This is a genomic window from Helicobacter ganmani (assembly GCF_003364315.1).
GTDB classification, from domain to species: Bacteria; Campylobacterota; Campylobacteria; order Campylobacterales; family Helicobacteraceae; genus Helicobacter_D; species Helicobacter_D ganmani.
This window is the reverse complement of sequence record NZ_NXLS01000001.1, coordinates 264061-282427: the sequence shown is the minus strand read 5'-3', so window position 1 is coordinate 282427 and position 18367 is coordinate 264061. Positions and strand designations below refer to the sequence as shown.

The following is an 18367-nucleotide window of genomic DNA, read 5'->3' as shown; positions in this document are numbered from 1 at the left end:
TATAAAAAACATAAAAGGTTGGCTAGAAGCAAATGCTTCTAGCCTTATTCAAATATATCGGCGTTCAGATAGGTTTTTTCATTTGCTTGTGGGTATGCCAAGTTATGATAAATATGTGGAACATATGCGGCAAAATCACCCTGATAAGATTCCAAAATCTCAAAGGGAATTTTTCAAAGAAGCAATGGAAGCCAAATATGGCGCAGGAAGAAATAAATGCTGATAAGCCAAATACCATAAGTTTATGGATACACTAAGGAAGTAAGCATTTTTATTTTGTTCTCTGAATTAATCTCTGCAAAATCAAATAATAATTTTCCCATTAAAACAACAAAGAAATAAAAAGTGGAATAAGAAGTGCTTTTAAATTTTAAAATTTAAAAGGAGTTTAAATGCTATCTTCAGTAAATCCTTATGGAATAGGAAATATTTATCCAAATTCTCAAGTGGGTGCTATCAAGCCACAAGATTCGGAAAAAGTAGAATCTCAAAAAGCGCAAGAGATGCAAGAATTGCCTAATTTATCGCAAACTGCTTTAGAGATTCGTAAGTTTAGTGATGGTGTCAAAGGCGCAAATGAAATGATTGGTGCAATGCAGATTGCGGATATTACATTAAATGGGTTAGGAAATCAAATAAAAAGTAGTGGAGAAAATATAACACAATTAGATAATACCGCTAAAGCTGCTCAATTTAAAGGGGAGTCTCTCTTTGGAAAGGAATTGACTTTGACTCTTGCAGGAGAAAGTGTTTCACTCTCTCTTCCATTGCCAAGCCAAATTCAAGGCTCTATCAGTGAAAGTCTGACAAATAAGCATAATGAGATTATGCAAAAAATGGGAAAAATTAGTGATTTGATTGAAAAAGCAAGTTTGCCGATTGGTGCTCCCACTACTCAAGAATTTGACTTTGAAAATTTTGACCCCAATACATTAAAAAGCTTGTTCGGGTAATGAGATTTAGCACTTGCTAGTTAAAAGCAAGTGCTAAAGAGTAGATTTTCTAACGTTGTGTTCCATTATTTCTATCAGAGATTTTTTCTTCTAAGAGTTTATCTAAAATATCTACCACATCATCGGAAGCTGCTTCTCCCGCCTCAAACAAGGATAAAATTTCTTCATTTGCGTCTAAGCCTTTATTTTTGAATAAATCTACCCCATTTTTAAAGGAATTATGCACATTTGCATGTGGAGATTCTAAGTTGCTATAATTTGGCAATCTGCTAAACATTTCTTTGCCATTTCCTTGTTCATACCATTTTCCAAGTCTGCAATCGTGATGATCGGCTAAATGCAATTCTTGATTATTATCCACAATGGCTTTATAAGCATTCATTTTAAAGAGCAAATGGTCTAATTTAACAAGCCCGATAAATGTGGTATCTAATACATTTGCAGAATTTTGGCGCACATCCATAGAAGCTTCTCCTACTTGGATAAATTTTGCAACTTCTCCATTGACTTGGTCCATTTCATCTACAATCTCTTCTGTGGAAGTTTGCACTTCAGAGAAATTTTGGCGTAATACTTGGATATTCATTTCAATTTCTTTGGTTGCTTTTTGTGCGCGTTCTGCGAGCTTGCGCACCTCATCAGCTACGACAGCAAATCCTCTTCCGTGTTCTCCTGCACGCGCTGCTTCAATAGCGGCATTGAGGGCAAGCAAATTGGTTTGGTCGCTCACATCGGTGATAAGATTGATGACATTTGTAATGGAATCAAGGTCTTGATAGACTTGTGAAATCATTGTTTGGAAGTTGTTAAGTTTTTCTACTGCGTTAGTAACACCATTTGTAATTGCATCTTCAAGGATTTTGGTTTGTTGCACATTTTCTGTGGAAGTTTTTTTAGCTTCTTGTAGCATTTCAACAGAATTCGCAAAGTTATCTTGTAAAATTTTCAAATGCTTAGAAGATGAAATAGTTATCATATTTAAAATTTTATTGAATGTTTTAATACGATTTTCATCAGAATTGTATTTTTCAATAAGCAAGCTATGTTCGGCTTTTTCTTCGCCACATTTGCGTAAGGCATTCTCAAGTTGCTCAATTTTTGCGTGCAATGCTTTATTTTCTGCTATTAATTCTTGTTCTCTTTTGTTGTTACTAAACATCTAAAACATCCCCTTCTTTAATTTTGAATAAGAAATTCTAATTTTATCTAAAAAATCCAAAATTTTTATTGAAAAAATAAATTAATAGAATCTTTTTAAAAATTATAAGAATTTAATCACTTCTTCTTTTGGACTGCGCGACTTTTGGGGAATTTCACTTTGGGCTTTTTCACCAATAACAAGTAGAATCGCGCTACGTTCCTTTTGGGTATTTAATCTTAGATATTCGTCTAGCTTGCAAGAATCAAATCCTCCAATGATACACGAACCAAGCCCTAAAGCACTTGCAGCATTTGCGAGATTCCCTAATGCCAAAAAGACTTGTTCTCTTGCATAATGTAATTTTTGTTCTGCATTCATTCCATCAATAAAAGGCTTATAAAGTGCGATTCTTTTGTCTATTTCGTCTTGTGGCATATTGCGTCCTTTGAGTTTGGGTATAAAATATTCCCCGAAATCCAAACGCGCAGTGATGATGAGGATTGCCCCACAATGCGCAACATGCTCTTGATGATTTGCAATTTTAGAAATTTCTAGCTTTTGACTTTTGTCTTGAATGACATAAAAACGCCACGGCTCTAGTCCAAGTGAGCTAGGAGAAAGTCGCCCAGCTTCCAAGATGTATTCTAGAGATTTTTCGTCAATCGTAGAATCTTTAAAAGAACGACAGGAATATCGCTCTAGGATAATTTGCTTGAAAATTTGTTTTGTTTCCATTAGGATTCCTTTATTTTAGATTAAAAATTGTTGTGCTTTTTCTTTGCTTTCAAAGGCAAAAGATTCTATTTCTTTGCCTTCAAAGCGCACTTTATAGGGTTGATTTATCTGTGTCTTGCCATAAAGTAGAGTAAGAGAAATCGCAAGATTTTTGTCTTGCTCACTTGCGTCTTTCTCTACAAGCCCTAAAGGTCCAATACAATCTAATAACTCAATTTGCGACATTTTAGGGTGATTGAATTTTAGCTTTTGGTTTTCCTCTTCATTTCTTGCAATCACACAACGCGCTCCATTAGGTAGAATCATATAACGTCCGAATTTGACTAATTCCATATCCTCAAAGACAATGGGACGATGAGAGAGAATATCTTTTATTTTGTTGGCAACAGAAGTTTCTGTGAGCAGGCAGCCTCCACCTGGACGCTCATAATATTCTATGCCATAATGTTGGACTAATTCTAGTTGGCGATTCCGTCCTCTTCCGCTAATATCAAGGAGTTTTTCTCTAGGAATCCAACCTTTTTGCTCTGGAATTGTAGGTGGTAAAAGTTTGGCACATAAAGGACGCACGATAAGCCCGTTTCCCTCACACAGCTTTTCTACTTGCCCTAGAGCCTCTGTGCGTTGGCTTTTGGGACGCTGTCCTAATACTTCTCCACTAATGACAAAACTTGCTCCTTGCGATTCTAACATTTTTAATGCGTGAGAAAACATATTTGCGTGGCAATCAATACAAGGGTTAAAATATTTGCCATAGCCAAACTTCGGCGTGAAGAGAATCTCATCAAAAAATTGCTTCCTAATATCCACAATTTTTAATTCTGCGCCCACTTGATTTAACCTTTGACGCAAGATTTCGCTTTTATCTTGTTTCGCTCCAAATCCAATATTGAAATGCAAAGCCAAAACTTCAATGCCTAAATCTTTGATGATTTTGATTGCAAGTAAGCTATCTAGCCCACCACTAAAAAGTGCCAACGCTTTCATAGAGTGCTAAATCTCCTTTTTTTAAATCTTCTAAATATTTTTGGTACTTTCTTAAAAGAAAGGACTTTTCCCGCAGAGAAAGAGAGGAGTTTTGCAAAAGCAATTTCCTCTGCTCGTCATAATAGCGATAAAGAATCATAATGATTTGTTGTTTTAAATTTTCTTTTGTTTGCGCTTTGATTTTGGAATCCAATAAGATTCCAATTAAAGGTGAAGATTCTAATTCTCCTTGCAGTAGCTTTTTATATGCGAGCGTTTGGGAATGAAACATTTGTGGTTCAAGATAGTTTAATACAAAATCCAAAAGGCTCATATCTTCTAAAATACTTTTGATGATGATTTTTTCTGCCAATCCATAAAAACTCTCTTGAGTGCTTGCAATGTCCGCTGGGAAAGAATCTTGAATAGCAGGATTTTGGAATTTTTGCGTTGATTGGACTTTGATTAAATGTGAGGGTAGATTGAGCCTTTGCGCAAGCCAAGATTTGTATTCTTCTTGAATAACGGGTGAAAGTTGGTGTAAAAAGGCAAGGGATTCTTTCAGGCAAGTATCTTTTTGCACAGCATTTTTCAAATCAAATTGGCTTAAAATCGTATTTAACACATAATCAATCAGAGGAATAGGCGCACTAAAAAGGTTTTTTAGAATCTCTATTTCTCCATTTTTCACCATATCTGCAGGGTCTAGTCCATTATCAAATAGCACAACCCCGCCTTCTTTGTTTGCGAGACTCAAAAGGGTTGCTGCTTTAAAGGCTGCGTTCATTCCGGCATTATCTCCATCAAAGGCTAAAAAAATCTTAGGATTTCCTTTGGCAAGCAGAGGCAAATGCTCGTGCGTCAATGCAGTGCCAAGTGTCGCTACTGCGTTGGTAAAACCCGCTTGATGTAACATAATCACATCTAAATAACCCTCTGTAATAATGATTTCATTCAGGCGATAGATGCTATCTTTGGCTTGTGGATATCCATAAAGGACTTGAGATTTGTTAAAAAGTTTTGTTTGGGGTGAATTGATGTATTTTGCTGGGTGATTACCAAGGGTGCGCCCACCAAAGCCAATGATTTTATTTTGCGAAGAACGAATAGGGAAAGTGAGCCGTTGGGTCAGTCTTGCATAATATCGTTTTGCACCATTTTCTACCTCTGCTCCAAGTATTCCAACATTGAGTGCATCTTGTAGATTAATAAAATTGCGTTGCAAATGCGCCATAATTTCGTAGTTGTTTGGTGCATAGCCAAGCTCAAAACGCATTTTTGTTTCGGGTGTGATTCCACGTTTTTTGATATAGGATTCTACTTCTGGATTGAGCATATTTTGATAGTAATCATTCATAAAGTTTAGAATCTTAAAATCATCGCTTTTTTTGATTTTGTCGGTGTATTCTAATGTAATATTATAAAATTGCGCTAGTTTTTCTAATGCTTCAATATAATTAAGCTTTTCATAATCCATTACAAACTTGATTGCATCGCCACTGATTCCACAACCAAAGCAGTGAAAATAGCCTTTATTGGCATTAAGCACAAAACTAGGCGTTTTTTCTTGATGAAAAGGACAACAAGATTTGAAGCTTGCACCCATTTTTTTAACTTCAATATAATGGCTGACAACTTCCACAATATCTAGTTGATTTTTGAGTGCAGCAATGCTTTCTTGTGTAATCAATTTTACTCCAATACTTAAACTTGAAAATCGCAATTTTACAAAAATTTATCTATAAGTTTTGTTATAATTTGTGTGATTTTTCACTAAAAAGGGCAAACTTGGATTTTTTGGAAAGTATTGAGTATCGCGACCCGCTTTTTGGTATTATGATATTTATCTTTTTAATTGGACTTGTCAGTCTTTTTGCGTATTATTGGAATTATTTAATCGGCAAAAGACAGCAAGATTCCTTGAGCAGATTTATAGAAAGCTTTGATTATATTGGTTTTGATAAGGAAGCACAAGAGTTTTTAGCCCTAAGCCCCAATCCCACACCCTCGTTGCTCTTTATGGCAAAAATGTATCAAAAAAGCGCGAATTACGAAAAAGCGATTCGTTTGTATGTGGCACTTTTAGACTCTATTCAAAATCCTGTGGATAAAGTTCCGATTCTAGAATCACTTGGGTTGGTTTATGAAAAGGCTGGATTTCCTCTACGCGCTAAAGAAATTTATTTGGAGATTCTACATTATTTTCCTCGGAATCCTTTGGTTTTGAAGTCTCTTATTAGAACTTACGAAAAATTAAGTCTGTTTAAAGACGCGCTAAGTGCTTTAGGCTGCTTGGAGGAACTACAAGGGGATATGGGCTTATATCGACGTTATTTGAAAACAAAAATCTTAATTTCAAGTCAGAAAAAAAGCGAGGAAACCTCACATAAATTACTGATAATCTTGCGTGAAGAGCCACTTTTAGCGCGTTTAGTCTTAGGATTCTTGAAAGATTTTTATCCCGCACTTTTTTGGGAATCGCTAATGCGAATCCCCAAAGAAACTCTCCTAGATTTACAAGATATATTATGGAATCTCAAAAGTGAAGCGATTCCGCAATCTCTTATTAAGGAGTTGCAAAGCATACCCACAAATCCGCAAAACCGAATCTTGAAAGATATTTTTGAGGCAAAGGGTATTTTGCCGCTTAGTTTTTCGCAAAAAGAAACTTTTGAATTAGAAACGATTTGTCTTTTAAGGACGCACAAGAGTTTTCAAGGGGATTTGGGATTTAACTATCAGTGCAAATCTTGCAAGGCAACTACACCTTTAACTTTTGAGCATTGCCCACATTGCGAAGAGCTTTTGACGCTCAAAACTTTTGTGTTTTTAAAGGAAAAACAAGATGAAACGCGTTACTCTTTTCTGTGATGGTTCTTCTTTGGGGAATCCGGGAAGTGGCGGTTGGTGTGGAATTTTGCGTTATGGAGAGCACGAGAAAATTTTAAGTGGGGGGACGCAGAGAGCGACAAATAATCAAATGGAGCTAACGGCTTTGATTCGTGGTTTAGAGGCTCTTAAAGAACCTTGTGAAGTTTTAGTTGTTTGCGATTCTAAATATGTTTTAGATGGTTTAAGTAAATGGTTGCCAAATTGGATTAGGAGAGACTTTAAAAATGTCAAAAATCCAGAACTTTGGCGGCTTTATTTGAAAGTCTCTAAACCGCATAAAATTGAAGTGCAATGGGTCAGGGGACATAGCGGACATCTTGAGAATGAAATCTGCGATAAAATCGCCAAAGAAGAGGCGTTAAAATTTAAAAATATTTAAGGATTCGTGTGGATTTACAACTTTTTGAACAAACTTTAGGCTATTGCTTTAAGCATCAGAATTTACTCAAAGAAGCCTTAACACATAAGAGTGCCAAAAAAGGTGCGCATAATGAGCGTTTGGAGTTTTTAGGCGATGCAGTTTTGGATTTGATTGTTGGAGAATTTTTATACCGCAAGTTTCCTCATTCTCCAGAGGGAGAGCTGTCCAAAATGCGCGCTTCAATGGTAAATGAAAAGGCATTTGCCAAATTGGCACGTTATTTAAATGTGGGAGAGTATCTTTATATCTCCTCTTCTGAAGAGCAAAATAAGGGGCGAGACAAGGATTCTATTCTTTCTAATGCGTTTGAGGCGGTTATGGGCGCAATTTATTTAGAAAGTGGATTAGAATCTGTGCGCAAGATTATGTTGTTGTTGTTGGAGGAAGTTTATCCAAAGATTGATTTAAAAAGTCTGTTTTACGACCATAAAACTGCTTTGCAAGAACTCACACAAGCAGTCTTCGGAATCACTCCAGAATATGTTGTTTTAGATTCCTTTGGACCCGACCATAATAAAGAATTTTTGATGAGTGTGCAGATTTACGATAAGGAATATGCCAGGGCAAAGGGCAAAAGCAAAAAGGAAGCGCAACAGATTTGTGCCAAAATGGCATTAGAGATTTTAAAACAAGAGAAAAGTTTATAAGGATAGGTAATGAATACTTTTGGACAGGCTCTTAGGGTTACGACTTTTGGCGAGAGCCACGGAGAGGGGATTGGCGCGGTAATAGACGGGTTACCAGCGGGATTGGAGATTGAAGAGGAGTTTCTTGCGCTTGAAATGCAAAGACGTGCAGGTGGAAAGAATCTTTATTCCACGCAAAGAAAAGAGGCAGATGAGGTAAAAATTCTAAGCGGTGTTTTTGAGGGCAAAACAACCGGAACGTCTTTGGGATTCTTTATCCAAAACACTGCCAACAAGAGCAGGGATTATGATTCTATCAAAAACCTCTTTCGTCCAGGACACGCCGATTGGACATATTTTCATAAATACGGAATCCGAGATTATCGTGGCGGAGGACGCAGTAGCGCAAGAGAAACAAGCGCACGTGTGGCAGCAGGCGCGATTGCGAAAATGCTTTTGAAGCCTTTTGGAATTGTTTTTCAAAGTGGAATTTTAAGTATTGGAGAAATTAAGGGGGAAACAATAGACTTCCAAAATGCGCAAAAAAGCGAAATCTTTGCCCTAGATAAGCAAGTAGAATCGGCTCAAAAAGAAGCAATTTTGCAAGCAAGAGAGGCACACGATAGCTTGGGTGGCGTAGCTTTGATTAAGGCAAGTGGAGTGCCCTGCGGATTGGGCGAGCCATTATATTATAAGCTAGATTCTGCAATTGGAGCTTTGATGTTGGGATTAAATGGTGTCAAAGCCGTAGAAATTGGTAATGGTGTAAAATCGGCAAGACTTAGAGGCTCTCAAAACAATGATATGATGAATGCGGAGGGTTTTGTAAGCAATCATTGTGGTGGAATCTTGGGGGGTATTAGCAATGGCGCAGAGATTCTACTCAAAGTGCATTTTAAGCCCACGCCTAGCATTTTTTTGCCTCAAAGCACACAAGATATGCAAGGCAATGTTGTCCAATGCGAAATCAAGGGCAGACACGACCCTTGTATCGCGGTGCGTGGGAGTGTAGTTTGTGAATCTAGCCTCGCACTGATTCTAGCGGATATGCTTTTGCTGAATGCGACAAGCAAGTTAGAAAATTTACAAAAAATTTATTCTTAGAGGTGTTTTTGGGTGGCTCAAAGTGCTTTAATTGCTGCTGATGGTAAGCTTGGTGTGGGATTAGGACATATTAGTCGTTGTCGGGCTTTGCAAGCAGAGTTGGAATCACTAGGATTTGAAGCAAAGCTAGTAGATACACAGGAATTGGAAGAGAATTTAAATCAAACTTTATGGGATTTAATCGCGATAGATTCGTATGTATTGCCCCTAGAGGCTTATGAAAAAGTAGTGCGTTGTGCAAAAACTTGCTTGTTTTTTGATGATACTTTGCGTTTAGATTATCCTAAGGCTATCTTGCTAAACAATGCAAGCGGCGTGAATGTCGCTCAATATAGAGAAAAATATCCTCATCATTTGTTGTTTTTGGGAAGTGATTATCGTCTGTTGCAGCCTCCTTTTGTGCAGGTATTAAAGAATCCACCGATTCCTTTGAAGCAAGAAGTGAAAAATGTATTTATTACTCTTGGCGGAAGTGATATATTAGGCTTGAATAGTCCTTTGATTGTTGCATTTAAGAGGGCTTATCCTGATTTGAATTTGCATTGTATTGCAAGGGATTCTACAATTTTGGGCGCGAAACTCTATCGTGATTTATGCGTGCAAGAAATGGTGGATTTAATAAGACGAATGGACCTCTGTATTTGCGCCTGTGGGCAGAGTTTGGGAGAGATTCTAGCTTGTGGAATTCCTGCGATTGCACTAGAGGTGGCGGCAAATCAGAATGCAAATCTTGTGAGTTTTAAAAACTGCATTTTGAGTATTCCTAAGGCTTATGCACTTTCTTGCGATTCTATTTGTTATCAAGTATTAGAGCATTTTAAATCCTATTCTTCTTTGCATTTGCGCACAACACATCAAGCGCGCGCTTTAGAGATTTTGAAGCGTCCGACAAAGTGGAAAGAGTTTGGCAAATTTTTAAAGTAAAATATTGATTGGTGGGATTTTAGGTTATGAAATCCCAAAATCAAGGGCGAGATTTTGTATTTTGACTTAAAAGTTTTGCAATTTGCCATTGCGAGCGTAGCAAAGCAATCCGTAAGTTACAAAAATCAACCTTGAAGCAACAGAATCGTAAATAAGAGATTGTAAAATCAAGTAGAGATTTTGTATAATGCGAACATTTGATAAAAGGAAAAATATGCGAAAAATTGTAGGTTTGCTAGCATTTGTGAGTATGGCACTTTTTGGGGATTCTGTAAAAGAAATTCAAATGTATTCTAGCCCAACTTGCGGTTGTTGTGAGGAATGGGCAAAATATATGCACACAAAGGGTTTTTTGGTGCAATCTCATAAAGATGATGAGTTGTTTATGAAAATCAAGGAGGATTTTAAGATTGCCCCTAAATACCAGAGTTGTCATACGGGTGTAATAGAAAAAAATGGTGTGAAATATGCGATTGAAGGGCATGTACCTGTTGATGCAGTGGAATGGTTGTTGGAAAATCAGCCAAAAGATGTGATAGGCGTTTCTACGCCCGGAATGCCACAAGGAAGTCCGGGAATGGAGCAGGGCACTTACGAGGAATATCCTGTGGTGTTAATGACGCAAGAGGGTGGATATAAAGTTTTTGGCATTTATAAGGGTCAGAAAAAGTTAAAAAGCGGAAATGTGAAGTAGAAATTACCTTTGATTTCTTGGTATTGTAGGGTTTTTCCTTGTCTTTATGAGATTCCACTTGTGGAATGCAGAATTTTAACTTTAACAATGGAATCTTAAAATCAAGGGCAAGATTTGGATTTGCAAGCGTGGGCAAATTACTTCGTGATGTGCGCTTCGTAGTATTGTTTTTCGCAATGACAGATAAGCAATTTAATCCAACTCTGCACACATTCTCTCAAACTCTTGATAATATTTCCAAGATTCCACAATATCGGGGCGCACTTGTTTGATATGCACAAACTCTTTCTCAAAATAAGTTTGATAGATTTTTCTTAAATCTTTATGTTCTTTTAAATATTCTAACACTTGAGATTCGGTTACTTTGTTGGTTTCAATACTTTGAATTTTCTCTTTAAGGGCAAAAAGATATTGTTGCAGGTCGTTTTTGAGATTGGAATGATTAGCTTGGTATGCAATTTCTTGTGATTGCTTTTTATCGGCAAGAATCTTTATCTGAAGTCCAAGAGAATCTAAATTTAATTGAGAAATAATATCCATATTGTCTTGCAAAATGGAGAATGTATGATTTAATAATTCGTTTTTATTGTAATCATTTATCGCAAGGAATCCTCCAACTATTGAAGAGCTTAAATTTAATCCCAAAATAAATTCTATGTTATATGTGCTTTGCTCCACCAAAATCTTGATTTCTTCATTCACCCTAAAAATTATGGGCAATAAATATCTGTATTGATTATTGATTTTACTTTCATAGAATTTCCTATCCTCCTCTTTGGGCAGTGGGAATCTAAACTCTTGAGATAATTGCGTCATTGTATCAAAAGTTCTTTTGCCTACGATTTCTTGCATATCAAGATAGTGGATAGAGCTTGCATTTCTAATTTCTTGAATGGTTTGATGATATTCCCAAATGCTTATATTTCCAATATTTTTATTTTTCAAAACACTTTCCAGTAAATCCAAATGTGGCTTATCCTGTCCCCCGTAAGTTACTCTATCTAATGCTTCTTTGTGTTGATTAATTTCATAAATCCATTGATTGCTTTTATACCAGCCGTGATTTATCCCGTGTTTTAATCTCCCAATTGGGTCTCTAAGATTAATCAACACAGGAACTTTAGCATCTGCTAAAGCGAAAATATGCTTTCTATTTTCTTTATCTTGCATATAATTTATATGCGTTAAAAAATTGATGTGATTTGTTAATAAAGTTTGATATGCGGCATAGTAATCTTTTTTTGCGTATCTTGTGTTGGATAGAGAAATGATAGAAGCACCACATTGATAAAGAAATGCAAGTAGTGCCAAATGTCCGCTCAATCCAAAAAAACCAATATTCCACAATAATTCCTCGGCAATGGCAAATTCAAATCCCAAGCAAGTTCCGCAGGGATACTCTCATAACTTAAGTTAGGATAAGATTGGATAGAATCTCTATTCTCTCTTTGGGATTCTACATTGCATTCTTTAGATTCTCTCTTTGCATTCAATCTATCAGGATTCAATAAAGGAGGATAAGGGTGATTAGTCTTAATATATTGTTCTTTAAATTCTTTAGAGTTAAGCCATTGCAAGATTTCATTAGGATATTGCATAAAAAAAGAAAAGTTTAAAAACAATGTTTGGAGAAGTGGTGGATAATCTTTATAAGTTTGCAATAAAGAATAGATTTCTTGACTAGAATTTGCTAGCTCTATAATATCTATTTGTTCATAGAGTTTTTGGTTAAAAGCTTTTAATTCTTTTGTAATATATGAAATCTCTTGATATTTTTCTTTTGCTTTTTGAATCTTTTTGTGGAGAGTGAAATAACTTCCCCTATACCAAGTTTTGTTAGTTTGCAAGAGAGATTCTCCTAAGAGATAAGCTAAATGGTATTTATAAGATAAAGATTCTGGATAATCTTTACAAGATTGCAAGGGAGGATATTTTAAAGATGGGAAAATTTCTATCATTTCGTTATATTTGCGTTTTTTGGCTTTGTGAAGCTGGATAATTTTAAAAAGATTAAAAAGAAAGCTAGGAAAATAAAAAATTTTTAAGATTAAAGAATTTTGCTTATCTTGCCCCCCCCCCACTATTTTATTAAAAGCAATCATACAAAGCCCCAGTTTATAAGCCAAGTGGTTTTGGATTCTATCTTTGGTGGAATGGGGATTCATTTTGTCTCCTTTGGTTTATTTTGTGGATTTTTGGATTCTATCTCTCTTAAGAATGCGTGGAGTTTATTGTATTCTTTGCGTTCTAGGAATCTTATCTTTTGGCTTGGAAGATTGTTTAAATGCACGAATCCATAAGCAATGCGTTTCAAGTCCAACACTTCTAACCCAAAATGCGCAAAAAATCGGCGAAGTTCTCGGTTTTTTCCCTCTGTGATTGCAACTTTGATTTTGGAGTATTTTGAGGTATTTTTAATGCAAGTATAGCCCGCAAAGGGTGCAAAATCCATTCGCGTTATCTTGCTTTTGCTATGCGCACCTGCGCTTGCGTCGCTTAGGCTTAATCCTGATTCCATTGCATCAAACACATTTTCTTGAATCTTGCCCGATAATTTAAGCAGATACACGCGTTCTAAGTTGCTTTCCATAAGGGTGCGCGCAACTTTGACATTATCACTAAGCAAAAGCAAGCCCTCGCTTGTGAAGTCTAGTCGCCCCACAGGCGTAAAATGTGCGAATCGTTTAGGCAAGGAATCAAAAATGACACGTCGTCCCCTATCGTCCTTTTTGCTTACAAGTTCGCCCTTTGGCTTGTGATAAACAATTATCGTGTATTCCTCTTTTGCCTTTAGTAATTTGTCGTTGAGATAGATTTTTTCTCCCTCTTGCACTTGGTAAGCAAAGTCTGTGATAACTTTGTGTTTTATGCTGACTTTGCCCTCAAGAATCAGTTTGTCTGCCTCGCGTCTTGAATATTTAGAATGGTGTGCAATGTATTGATTGAGTCGCATTTTATTTCTTAAATTTAAAATTTTTTTCTTTCAGAAAAGATTTGAGATTTTCTTTGTGTTTGCCTTGCAAAATAAGGGAGATTCCGCTTTCTTTTTCCTCTAGCTTTCCTCCGCTTGCAAAATGTTTTTTTACCTCTTTTAGAATCTTTTGCATTTCCTCTTTGCTCTCATAAAAGATTCCACAACGCGTAATGTCTTTGCCGCTGGCTTTTTCTTCATTAATACCTAAAAGGTAGGAATCCTTTTCTTTTAGGGTAAGGTTACTTTTGCAAACACACGCACTTTTTAACTCCCCGCATTTTTTACATAAAGTGTCCAATGTGTCTTGAAATTTTGCTTCTAAGGTAAAGTTTAGTTTTGCCATTGGAGTTGTTTAAATTCCTCTTTGATTTCACTATGCACGCATAATGCGCTAATCATTTCTAGCTCTTGTGTTTGGGTTCTAAATAGAATTCTAAGTTCGCGTTTGCCTTGATGACGCAGTGCGGCTTCTTTTAAGAGTCGCAAGATGTCCGTGTCTGTATGAAAATCTAGCACAAGCATCAAAGGTTCGCTAGTATCTGCCTTTTGAATCACAAAATCTACCTTTTCTTTTTTTGCGTCCTCTAAGGTTAAAACTTTTTCTGCTTTGAGTTTTTTGGTTTCATCTTGTTCTTGCACGAGGCATTTGACTGCAATTGGTTTTTCTTTGTCTTCTATATTGTCTAGTTGCTTTAAGGTTTGTTCAAAGATTGTTAATTCTACACTGCCATATAAATCTTGAAGTTTTAAGATTCCATAAGGTTTGCCATTTTTTGAAAATTTTTTGATAATATCCTCAATCTTGCCCGCAATCAAAATACGGCTATTTTCGGCGATGTCTTTGATTTGATTCGTGGAAGTGCATTGTATAGATTTGAATATTTCTTTGTAAGAATCTAGCGGATGTCCAGAAGCATAGAATCCCAAGCTTTCTTTTTCAAATTCTAAAATTTCTTTTTGGCTAAATTCTTCGTAATGTTCTAAGTTGAGATTCACTCCTACTAATTCTTCATCATTGCCAAAGAGTGAATTTTCTGCTTCTTTTTTGGCATTTTGTGCTGCTTTTGCGGCTTCGGTTAGGGATTCTATTTGTTCTAATAAGGATTTGCGCGTGTAGTTGAAATCGTCCATTGCACCGCTTTTAATGAAAGATTCTAATGCCTTTTTATTTACTTTTTGTGGGTCAATGCGCCCTAAGAAATCCTCTAAATCTTTAAAATCTCCACTATTTTTGCGCTCGTCTAAAATGATATTGATTGCAACTTCTCCCGCTCCTTTGATTGCGCCAAGTCCAAACAAAATGCAGCTTTCTCCATTAACTTCTGCAACGCTAAACTCTAGTTCTGATTTTTGAATATTGGGTGGAAGCACCTTAATCCCCATTTGATTCGCTTCTTCAATGTATTCTACGATTTTGTCTGTATCGTTTTTTTCTGAAGTGAGGAGAGCCGCCATAAACTCTTTAGGATAATAAGTTTTTAAATAGGCAGTTTCAAAAGTTACCATAGCATAAGCGGCAGAATGGGATTTGTTAAATCCATAGCCTGCAAATTTAACAATGAGTTCCCATAATTCCTCCGCTTTGGCTCTATTAAATCCTTGTGCAACCGCACCTTCGGAGAATTTGCTTTTATTGTCTGCCATAATTTTTGCATCTTTTTTACCCATTGCTCGACGAATCAAATCCGCCTCTCCTAAACTAAACCCTCCAATTTTTTGCACAATTTGCATTACTTGTTCTTGATATACAATTGTTCCATAAGTAGGACGCAAAATAGGCTCTAATTCTGGAAACATATAAACAATAGGTGCTTTGCCGTGCTTTCTATCAATAAAGTCGCTCACCATTCCTGATTCTAAAGGACCAGGACGCCCTAGTGCAATGATAGCAATGATGTCTTCAAAAGTGCTTGGACGCATACGCTTGTTAATCCCTTGAAACATACTAGATTCTATCTGAAAGACGCCAAGTGTATTGCCACTTTGCAAAGTTTCATAGACTTTTTTGTCATCTACATCTACGCTTAGGAAGTCTATGTCTTTGTTATATCTCTGTTTGATGAGTTTTAAGGCGTTGTCAATCAAAGTCAGCGTTTTTAAGCCCAAAAAGTCAAATTTAATTAAATCCACATCTTCAAGGAATTTCATAGAGTATTGCGTAACAACGATTCCATCACGCAAAGAGCGATAAAGCGGGGCTTTGTGCCATAGTTCTTGTTCAGAGTCAATCACGATAGCCGCCGCGTGTGTGCCGGGATTCCGCTTTGTGCCCTCTAAAATAATTGCAAAATCCCACACTTTTTTTGCAAGTGGGCTACTTGCAAGGAGTTCCGCGATTTTTGGTTCTTTGTTGTAGGCTTCCTCTAGGGTGATTTCCAATTCTTTTGGAATTAGTTTTGCAAAGGTATCTGCGTCTCCATAAGGCATTCCCATAACGCGTGCCACATCACGAATCACCGCTTTAGCTTTCATCATACCAAAAGTAACGACTTGCGCTACATTGTGTTGCCCATATTTTTCGGTAACATAATTAATAATTTCCTCGCGCCTGCTTTGGCAGAAGTCCATATCAATATCTGGCATACTTACGCGTTCGGGATTTAAGAATCGCTCAAAGAGTAAATCGTATTTCATCGGGTCAATATTGGTAATCTCTAAACAAAATGCAACCAAGCTTCCTGCTGCACTTCCACGACCGGGACCTACTGGGATTCCACGTTCTTTTGCCGCGCGCACGAAATCCCAAACAATCAGCATATAGCCGGGAAATTTCATTTTGTTGATAATTTCAATCTCGCGTTCAAGTCTTTCTCTATACTCTTGATGTCGGCTAGATTCCACATTTAAAAGTCGTTTTTCTAAGCCTTGACGACATTTATAAGCAAAATATTCACTATCTTTTGTGAAATCTAATCCTTCAGCCTGTGCGTATTCTTGCGTGAATTTAAAGCTAGGAGGCGTGGGGTCGCCTAAATGCAGTTCTAAATCACATTTATTCGCAATTTCTTGTGTATTTTCAAGAGCCTCTGGCAAATCCGCATAAAGTTCCGCCATTTGTGCAGGTGTTTTGATGTAAAACTCCTGCACAGTATGGTGCATACGATTGGGGTCGTTAAAATCCTTGCCAAAGCCGATACAAAAGGCTACTTCTTGTGCTGTGGAATCACTTTGGTAAGTATAATGCGTATCGTTGGTTGCAATGATTTTAATTCCTGTTTCTTGGGATAATTTGAGGAGTTGATTGTCAATGAGTTGCTGCTCTTGGATTCCGTGCCGCATAAGTTCTAAATAAAAATCTTCCCCAAAAATTTCTTTGTATTCTAGTGCGACTTCTTTCGCGCGCTCATAGCCTTTTCTTCCTTTGTTGTCATCTTTTTTGAGGTTTAAATGCCACTGCACTTCGCCATTGAGACACGCACTACTGCAAATGAGCCCCGTGCTGTGTTCTGCTAACATTTGTTTGCTAATACGCGGTTTCATATGGAATCCATACAAGCAAGCCTGTGAGCTTAGATACATTAGATTCTTGTAGCCCTCTAGGTTTTTGGCATAAAGGCAGAGATGGAATCGCTGATTATTTTTGTCGCTAATATTCTCTGCATTGTGCAAATAAGCTTCCATTCCTAGAATCGGCTTAATACCCTCTGCTTTCATTGCCTTATAAAATTCAATCGCACCAAACATATTGCCGTGGTCCGTGATTGCTACGCTTTCCATTCCGTATTCTTTAATTTTTTTTGCTAAAGTTTTGATTTTATTTAATCCGTCAAGCAAGGAATATTCTGTATGTAAATGTAAATGCGTAAATTTCGGCGTTTGACTCATTGTAAGCCTTCAAATTTGGTATGGATAGAATTGTGATTTTAACTTATTATTACTAATAAAGTGATTAACTTGAATATTTGAGTTGTGAAAAAGTTGAAGTTTAAGAATCTCGTAAGAATCTTAAGCTGGATTCTTACGAAAAAAGAATTTTATTTGGTAAAAAGCACGGATTCTATTTGATTTTCACCATAAATTGGAGCAAGTGTTTTATTGTAAGCTTCTTTCATAAAACCATTCTCGTTGAGTGTTTTTATTTCTAAATTTAGCCATTCCAATAACTCTTTATCCCCCTTTCTTACTGCCGGTGCGATAACATCTTCTTCACCTAATTTTCCGATTCCGACTTTAAATTCTGGATTTTCTTTTGCCCAAGCAAAAACTAGTAGATTATCGTGCGCTAAGGCTACACCTCTCCCGTCTTTAAGAGCTAAGAAAGCTTCTGTGTTTTGGTCGTATTTTAAAAGCTCAATCTCTGGGTGATTTTTAGTAAAGTAAAAGTCCGCAGTTGTGCCTTTGTTGATAATGAGTTTTTTGCCTTTTAAGTCTTCTATACTTTGAATTGCGCCGTCTTTGGAAACAACTCCAAGCGCAACTTTCATATAAGGAGTAGCAAAATCAACTACTTCTGCGCGTTCTTTGGTCTGTGTAAAGTTTGCCATTATCACATCTACCTTGCCGCTTTTTAAAAATTCTACGCGACTTGCTGCTTCAACCAATTCAAATTTTACCTTGTTGGCATCTCCTAAAAGGTCTTTGGCGATTTGTCTTGAGATTGCGACATCAAATCCGTCATTTTCGCCCTTATCATTCACAAAACCAAAAGGTGGTTTGTCGCTGAAAACTCCAATGGTAATGATTCCTTTTTGTTTAATGGATTCCAAACCATTGCTCACTTTTTCTGTGCTTGTACTATTTCCGCAGCCTACAAGCAATGCTCCAAAAGCTAAAGTCAAAAATAGTTTTGAAAACTTGTTCATTGATTTTCCTTGAAAATTATTTTGCAAAAAATGCGTGTAATTTTAACAATAAAATCTTAAAAATCATAACCATATTTTAAATTCAATCTTTATTTGTTGTTTTTAAGTTTTATTTTTGAAAACTATTTTTAAGCT

18 protein-coding genes and 1 pseudogene are annotated in these 18367 nt (G+C 36.6%); 8 read left to right on the top strand and 11 right to left on the bottom strand.

The features are described 5' to 3' along the window. The first annotated feature begins 10 nt into the window (after positions 1-10). A complete protein-coding gene (gene kcuS / locus CQA43_RS01360) occupies positions 11-223 on the top strand; it encodes a KCU-star family selenoprotein (RefSeq protein ID WP_245944186.1) in 213 nt (70 codons plus the stop codon). Between the two features lie 169 nt (positions 224-392). Then, positions 393-953 carry a flagellar FLiS export co-chaperone gene (locus CQA43_RS01355; RefSeq protein ID WP_115550812.1) on the top strand — a complete coding sequence of 187 codons (561 nt, stop codon included), beginning with the start codon at positions 393-395 and terminating at the stop codon, positions 951-953. Between the two features lie 49 nt (positions 954-1002). Here CQA43_RS01355 and CQA43_RS09995 read toward each other — a convergent pair whose 3' ends face one another. The 5 genes and pseudogenes from CQA43_RS09995 to dnaG all read right to left on the bottom strand — a co-directional run bounded on the left by CQA43_RS09995 (position 1003) and on the right by dnaG (position 5485). Beyond that, complete coding sequence (locus tag CQA43_RS09995) at positions 1003-1416, bottom strand: CZB domain-containing protein (protein WP_407918769.1); 414 nt, start codon at positions 1414-1416, stop codon at positions 1003-1005. Positions 1417-1503: 87 nt separating this feature from the next. After that, a pseudogene (locus CQA43_RS09990) lies at positions 1504-1863 on the bottom strand (methyl-accepting chemotaxis protein); the annotation flags it as partial. Positions 1864-2214: 351 nt separating this feature from the next. After that, positions 2215-2829 carry a nitroreductase family protein gene (locus tag CQA43_RS01345; RefSeq protein ID WP_115550810.1) on the bottom strand — a complete coding sequence of 205 codons (615 nt, stop codon included), beginning with the start codon at positions 2827-2829 and terminating at the stop codon, positions 2215-2217. A 15-nt stretch (positions 2830-2844) separates the two neighbouring features. Further along, positions 2845-3816: an argininosuccinate synthase domain-containing protein gene (locus CQA43_RS01340; RefSeq protein ID WP_115550809.1), complete on the bottom strand. Its 972-nt coding sequence runs from the start codon at positions 3814-3816 to the stop codon at positions 2845-2847. Then, positions 3794-5485: a DNA primase gene (gene dnaG, locus CQA43_RS01335; RefSeq protein WP_115550808.1), complete on the bottom strand. Its 1692-nt coding sequence runs from the start codon at positions 5483-5485 to the stop codon at positions 3794-3796. The genes CQA43_RS01340 and dnaG overlap by 23 nt, the downstream gene beginning before the upstream one ends. A gap of 107 nt (positions 5486-5592) precedes the next feature. On the opposite strand from dnaG, the gene CQA43_RS01330 reads away from it, so the two are divergent. The 6 genes from CQA43_RS01330 to CQA43_RS01305 all read left to right on the top strand — a co-directional run bounded on the left by CQA43_RS01330 (position 5593) and on the right by CQA43_RS01305 (position 10456). Continuing rightward, positions 5593-6666, top strand: a complete 1074-nt coding sequence (locus tag CQA43_RS01330; protein WP_245944179.1) for a tetratricopeptide repeat protein — start codon at positions 5593-5595, stop codon at positions 6664-6666. Further along, positions 6641-7066 (top strand): ribonuclease HI, encoded by a 426-nt coding sequence (rnhA, locus tag CQA43_RS01325; protein ID WP_115550806.1) that lies wholly within the window; start codon positions 6641-6643, stop codon positions 7064-7066. Before CQA43_RS01330 ends, rnhA begins: the two co-directional genes overlap by 26 nt. An 8-nt stretch (positions 7067-7074) precedes the next feature. Then, complete coding sequence (rnc, locus tag CQA43_RS01320; RefSeq protein WP_115550805.1) at positions 7075-7755, top strand: ribonuclease III; 681 nt, start codon at positions 7075-7077, stop codon at positions 7753-7755. Between the two features lie 9 nt (positions 7756-7764). Further along, positions 7765-8838, top strand: coding sequence for a chorismate synthase (aroC, locus tag CQA43_RS01315; RefSeq protein ID WP_115550804.1), 1074 nt, complete (start codon positions 7765-7767; stop codon positions 8836-8838). 12 nt (positions 8839-8850) lie between these two features. After that, the gene (locus tag CQA43_RS01310) at positions 8851-9762 is read left to right on the top strand and encodes a hypothetical protein (RefSeq protein ID WP_115550803.1); all 912 of its coding nucleotides are present in this window, start codon (positions 8851-8853) and stop codon (positions 9760-9762) included. A gap of 214 nt (positions 9763-9976) precedes the next feature. Next, on the top strand, positions 9977-10456 hold the full coding sequence (locus tag CQA43_RS01305) for a DUF411 domain-containing protein (protein ID WP_115550802.1): 480 nt from the start codon (positions 9977-9979) through the stop codon (positions 10454-10456). A 192-nt stretch (positions 10457-10648) separates the two neighbouring features. Here CQA43_RS01305 and CQA43_RS01300 read toward each other — a convergent pair whose 3' ends face one another. The 6 genes from CQA43_RS01300 to CQA43_RS01275 all read right to left on the bottom strand — a co-directional run bounded on the left by CQA43_RS01300 (position 10649) and on the right by CQA43_RS01275 (position 18232). Further along, positions 10649-11803 (bottom strand): DUF2972 domain-containing protein, encoded by a 1155-nt coding sequence (locus tag CQA43_RS01300; RefSeq protein WP_115550801.1) that lies wholly within the window; start codon positions 11801-11803, stop codon positions 10649-10651. Then, positions 11776-12621: a hypothetical protein gene (locus CQA43_RS01295; RefSeq protein ID WP_115550800.1), complete on the bottom strand. Its 846-nt coding sequence runs from the start codon at positions 12619-12621 to the stop codon at positions 11776-11778. Before CQA43_RS01295 ends, CQA43_RS01300 begins: the two co-directional genes overlap by 28 nt. Beyond that, on the bottom strand, positions 12618-13409 hold the full coding sequence (locus tag CQA43_RS01290; protein WP_115550799.1) for a pseudouridine synthase: 792 nt from the start codon (positions 13407-13409) through the stop codon (positions 12618-12620). Before CQA43_RS01290 ends, CQA43_RS01295 begins: the two co-directional genes overlap by 4 nt. Position 13410: 1 nt before the next feature. Continuing rightward, positions 13411-13773: an SUI1 family translation initiation factor gene (locus CQA43_RS01285; protein ID WP_115550798.1), complete on the bottom strand. Its 363-nt coding sequence runs from the start codon at positions 13771-13773 to the stop codon at positions 13411-13413. Further along, on the bottom strand, positions 13761-17255 hold the full coding sequence (gene dnaE / locus CQA43_RS01280) for a DNA polymerase III subunit alpha (RefSeq protein ID WP_115550797.1): 3495 nt from the start codon (positions 17253-17255) through the stop codon (positions 13761-13763). The genes CQA43_RS01285 and dnaE overlap by 13 nt, the downstream gene beginning before the upstream one ends. Before the next feature lie 149 nt (positions 17256-17404). After that, positions 17405-18232, bottom strand: coding sequence for a cysteine ABC transporter substrate-binding protein (locus tag CQA43_RS01275; protein ID WP_115550796.1), 828 nt, complete (start codon positions 18230-18232; stop codon positions 17405-17407). Between the last annotated feature and the right edge of the window lie 135 nt (positions 18233-18367).

What these genes read in the sequence shown, in the direction of transcription:
- aroC (WP_115550804.1), top strand. Translation starts at nt 7,765, where the DNA reads ATGAATACTTTTGGACAGGCTCTTAGGGTTACGACTTTTGGCGAGAGC.
- rnhA (WP_115550806.1), top strand. Translation starts at nt 6,641, where the DNA reads ATGAAACGCGTTACTCTTTTCTGTGATGGTTCTTCTTTGGGGAATCCG.
- CQA43_RS09995 (WP_407918769.1), bottom strand. Translation starts at nt 1,416, where the DNA reads ATGGATGTGCGCCAAAATTCTGCAAATGTATTAGATACCACATTTATC.
- CQA43_RS01305 (WP_115550802.1), top strand. Translation starts at nt 9,977, where the DNA reads ATGCGAAAAATTGTAGGTTTGCTAGCATTTGTGAGTATGGCACTTTTT.
- CQA43_RS01340 (WP_115550809.1), bottom strand. Translation starts at nt 3,816, where the DNA reads ATGAAAGCGTTGGCACTTTTTAGTGGTGGGCTAGATAGCTTACTTGCA.
- CQA43_RS01285 (WP_115550798.1), bottom strand. Translation starts at nt 13,773, where the DNA reads ATGGCAAAACTAAACTTTACCTTAGAAGCAAAATTTCAAGACACATTG.
- CQA43_RS01295 (WP_115550800.1), bottom strand. Translation starts at nt 12,621, where the DNA reads ATGAATCCCCATTCCACCAAAGATAGAATCCAAAACCACTTGGCTTAT.
- dnaE (WP_115550797.1), bottom strand. Translation starts at nt 17,255, where the DNA reads ATGAGTCAAACGCCGAAATTTACGCATTTACATTTACATACAGAATAT.
- CQA43_RS01345 (WP_115550810.1), bottom strand. Translation starts at nt 2,829, where the DNA reads ATGGAAACAAAACAAATTTTCAAGCAAATTATCCTAGAGCGATATTCC.
- CQA43_RS01290 (WP_115550799.1), bottom strand. Translation starts at nt 13,409, where the DNA reads ATGCGACTCAATCAATACATTGCACACCATTCTAAATATTCAAGACGC.
- CQA43_RS01275 (WP_115550796.1), bottom strand. Translation starts at nt 18,232, where the DNA reads ATGAACAAGTTTTCAAAACTATTTTTGACTTTAGCTTTTGGAGCATTG.
- CQA43_RS01355 (WP_115550812.1), top strand. Translation starts at nt 393, where the DNA reads ATGCTATCTTCAGTAAATCCTTATGGAATAGGAAATATTTATCCAAAT.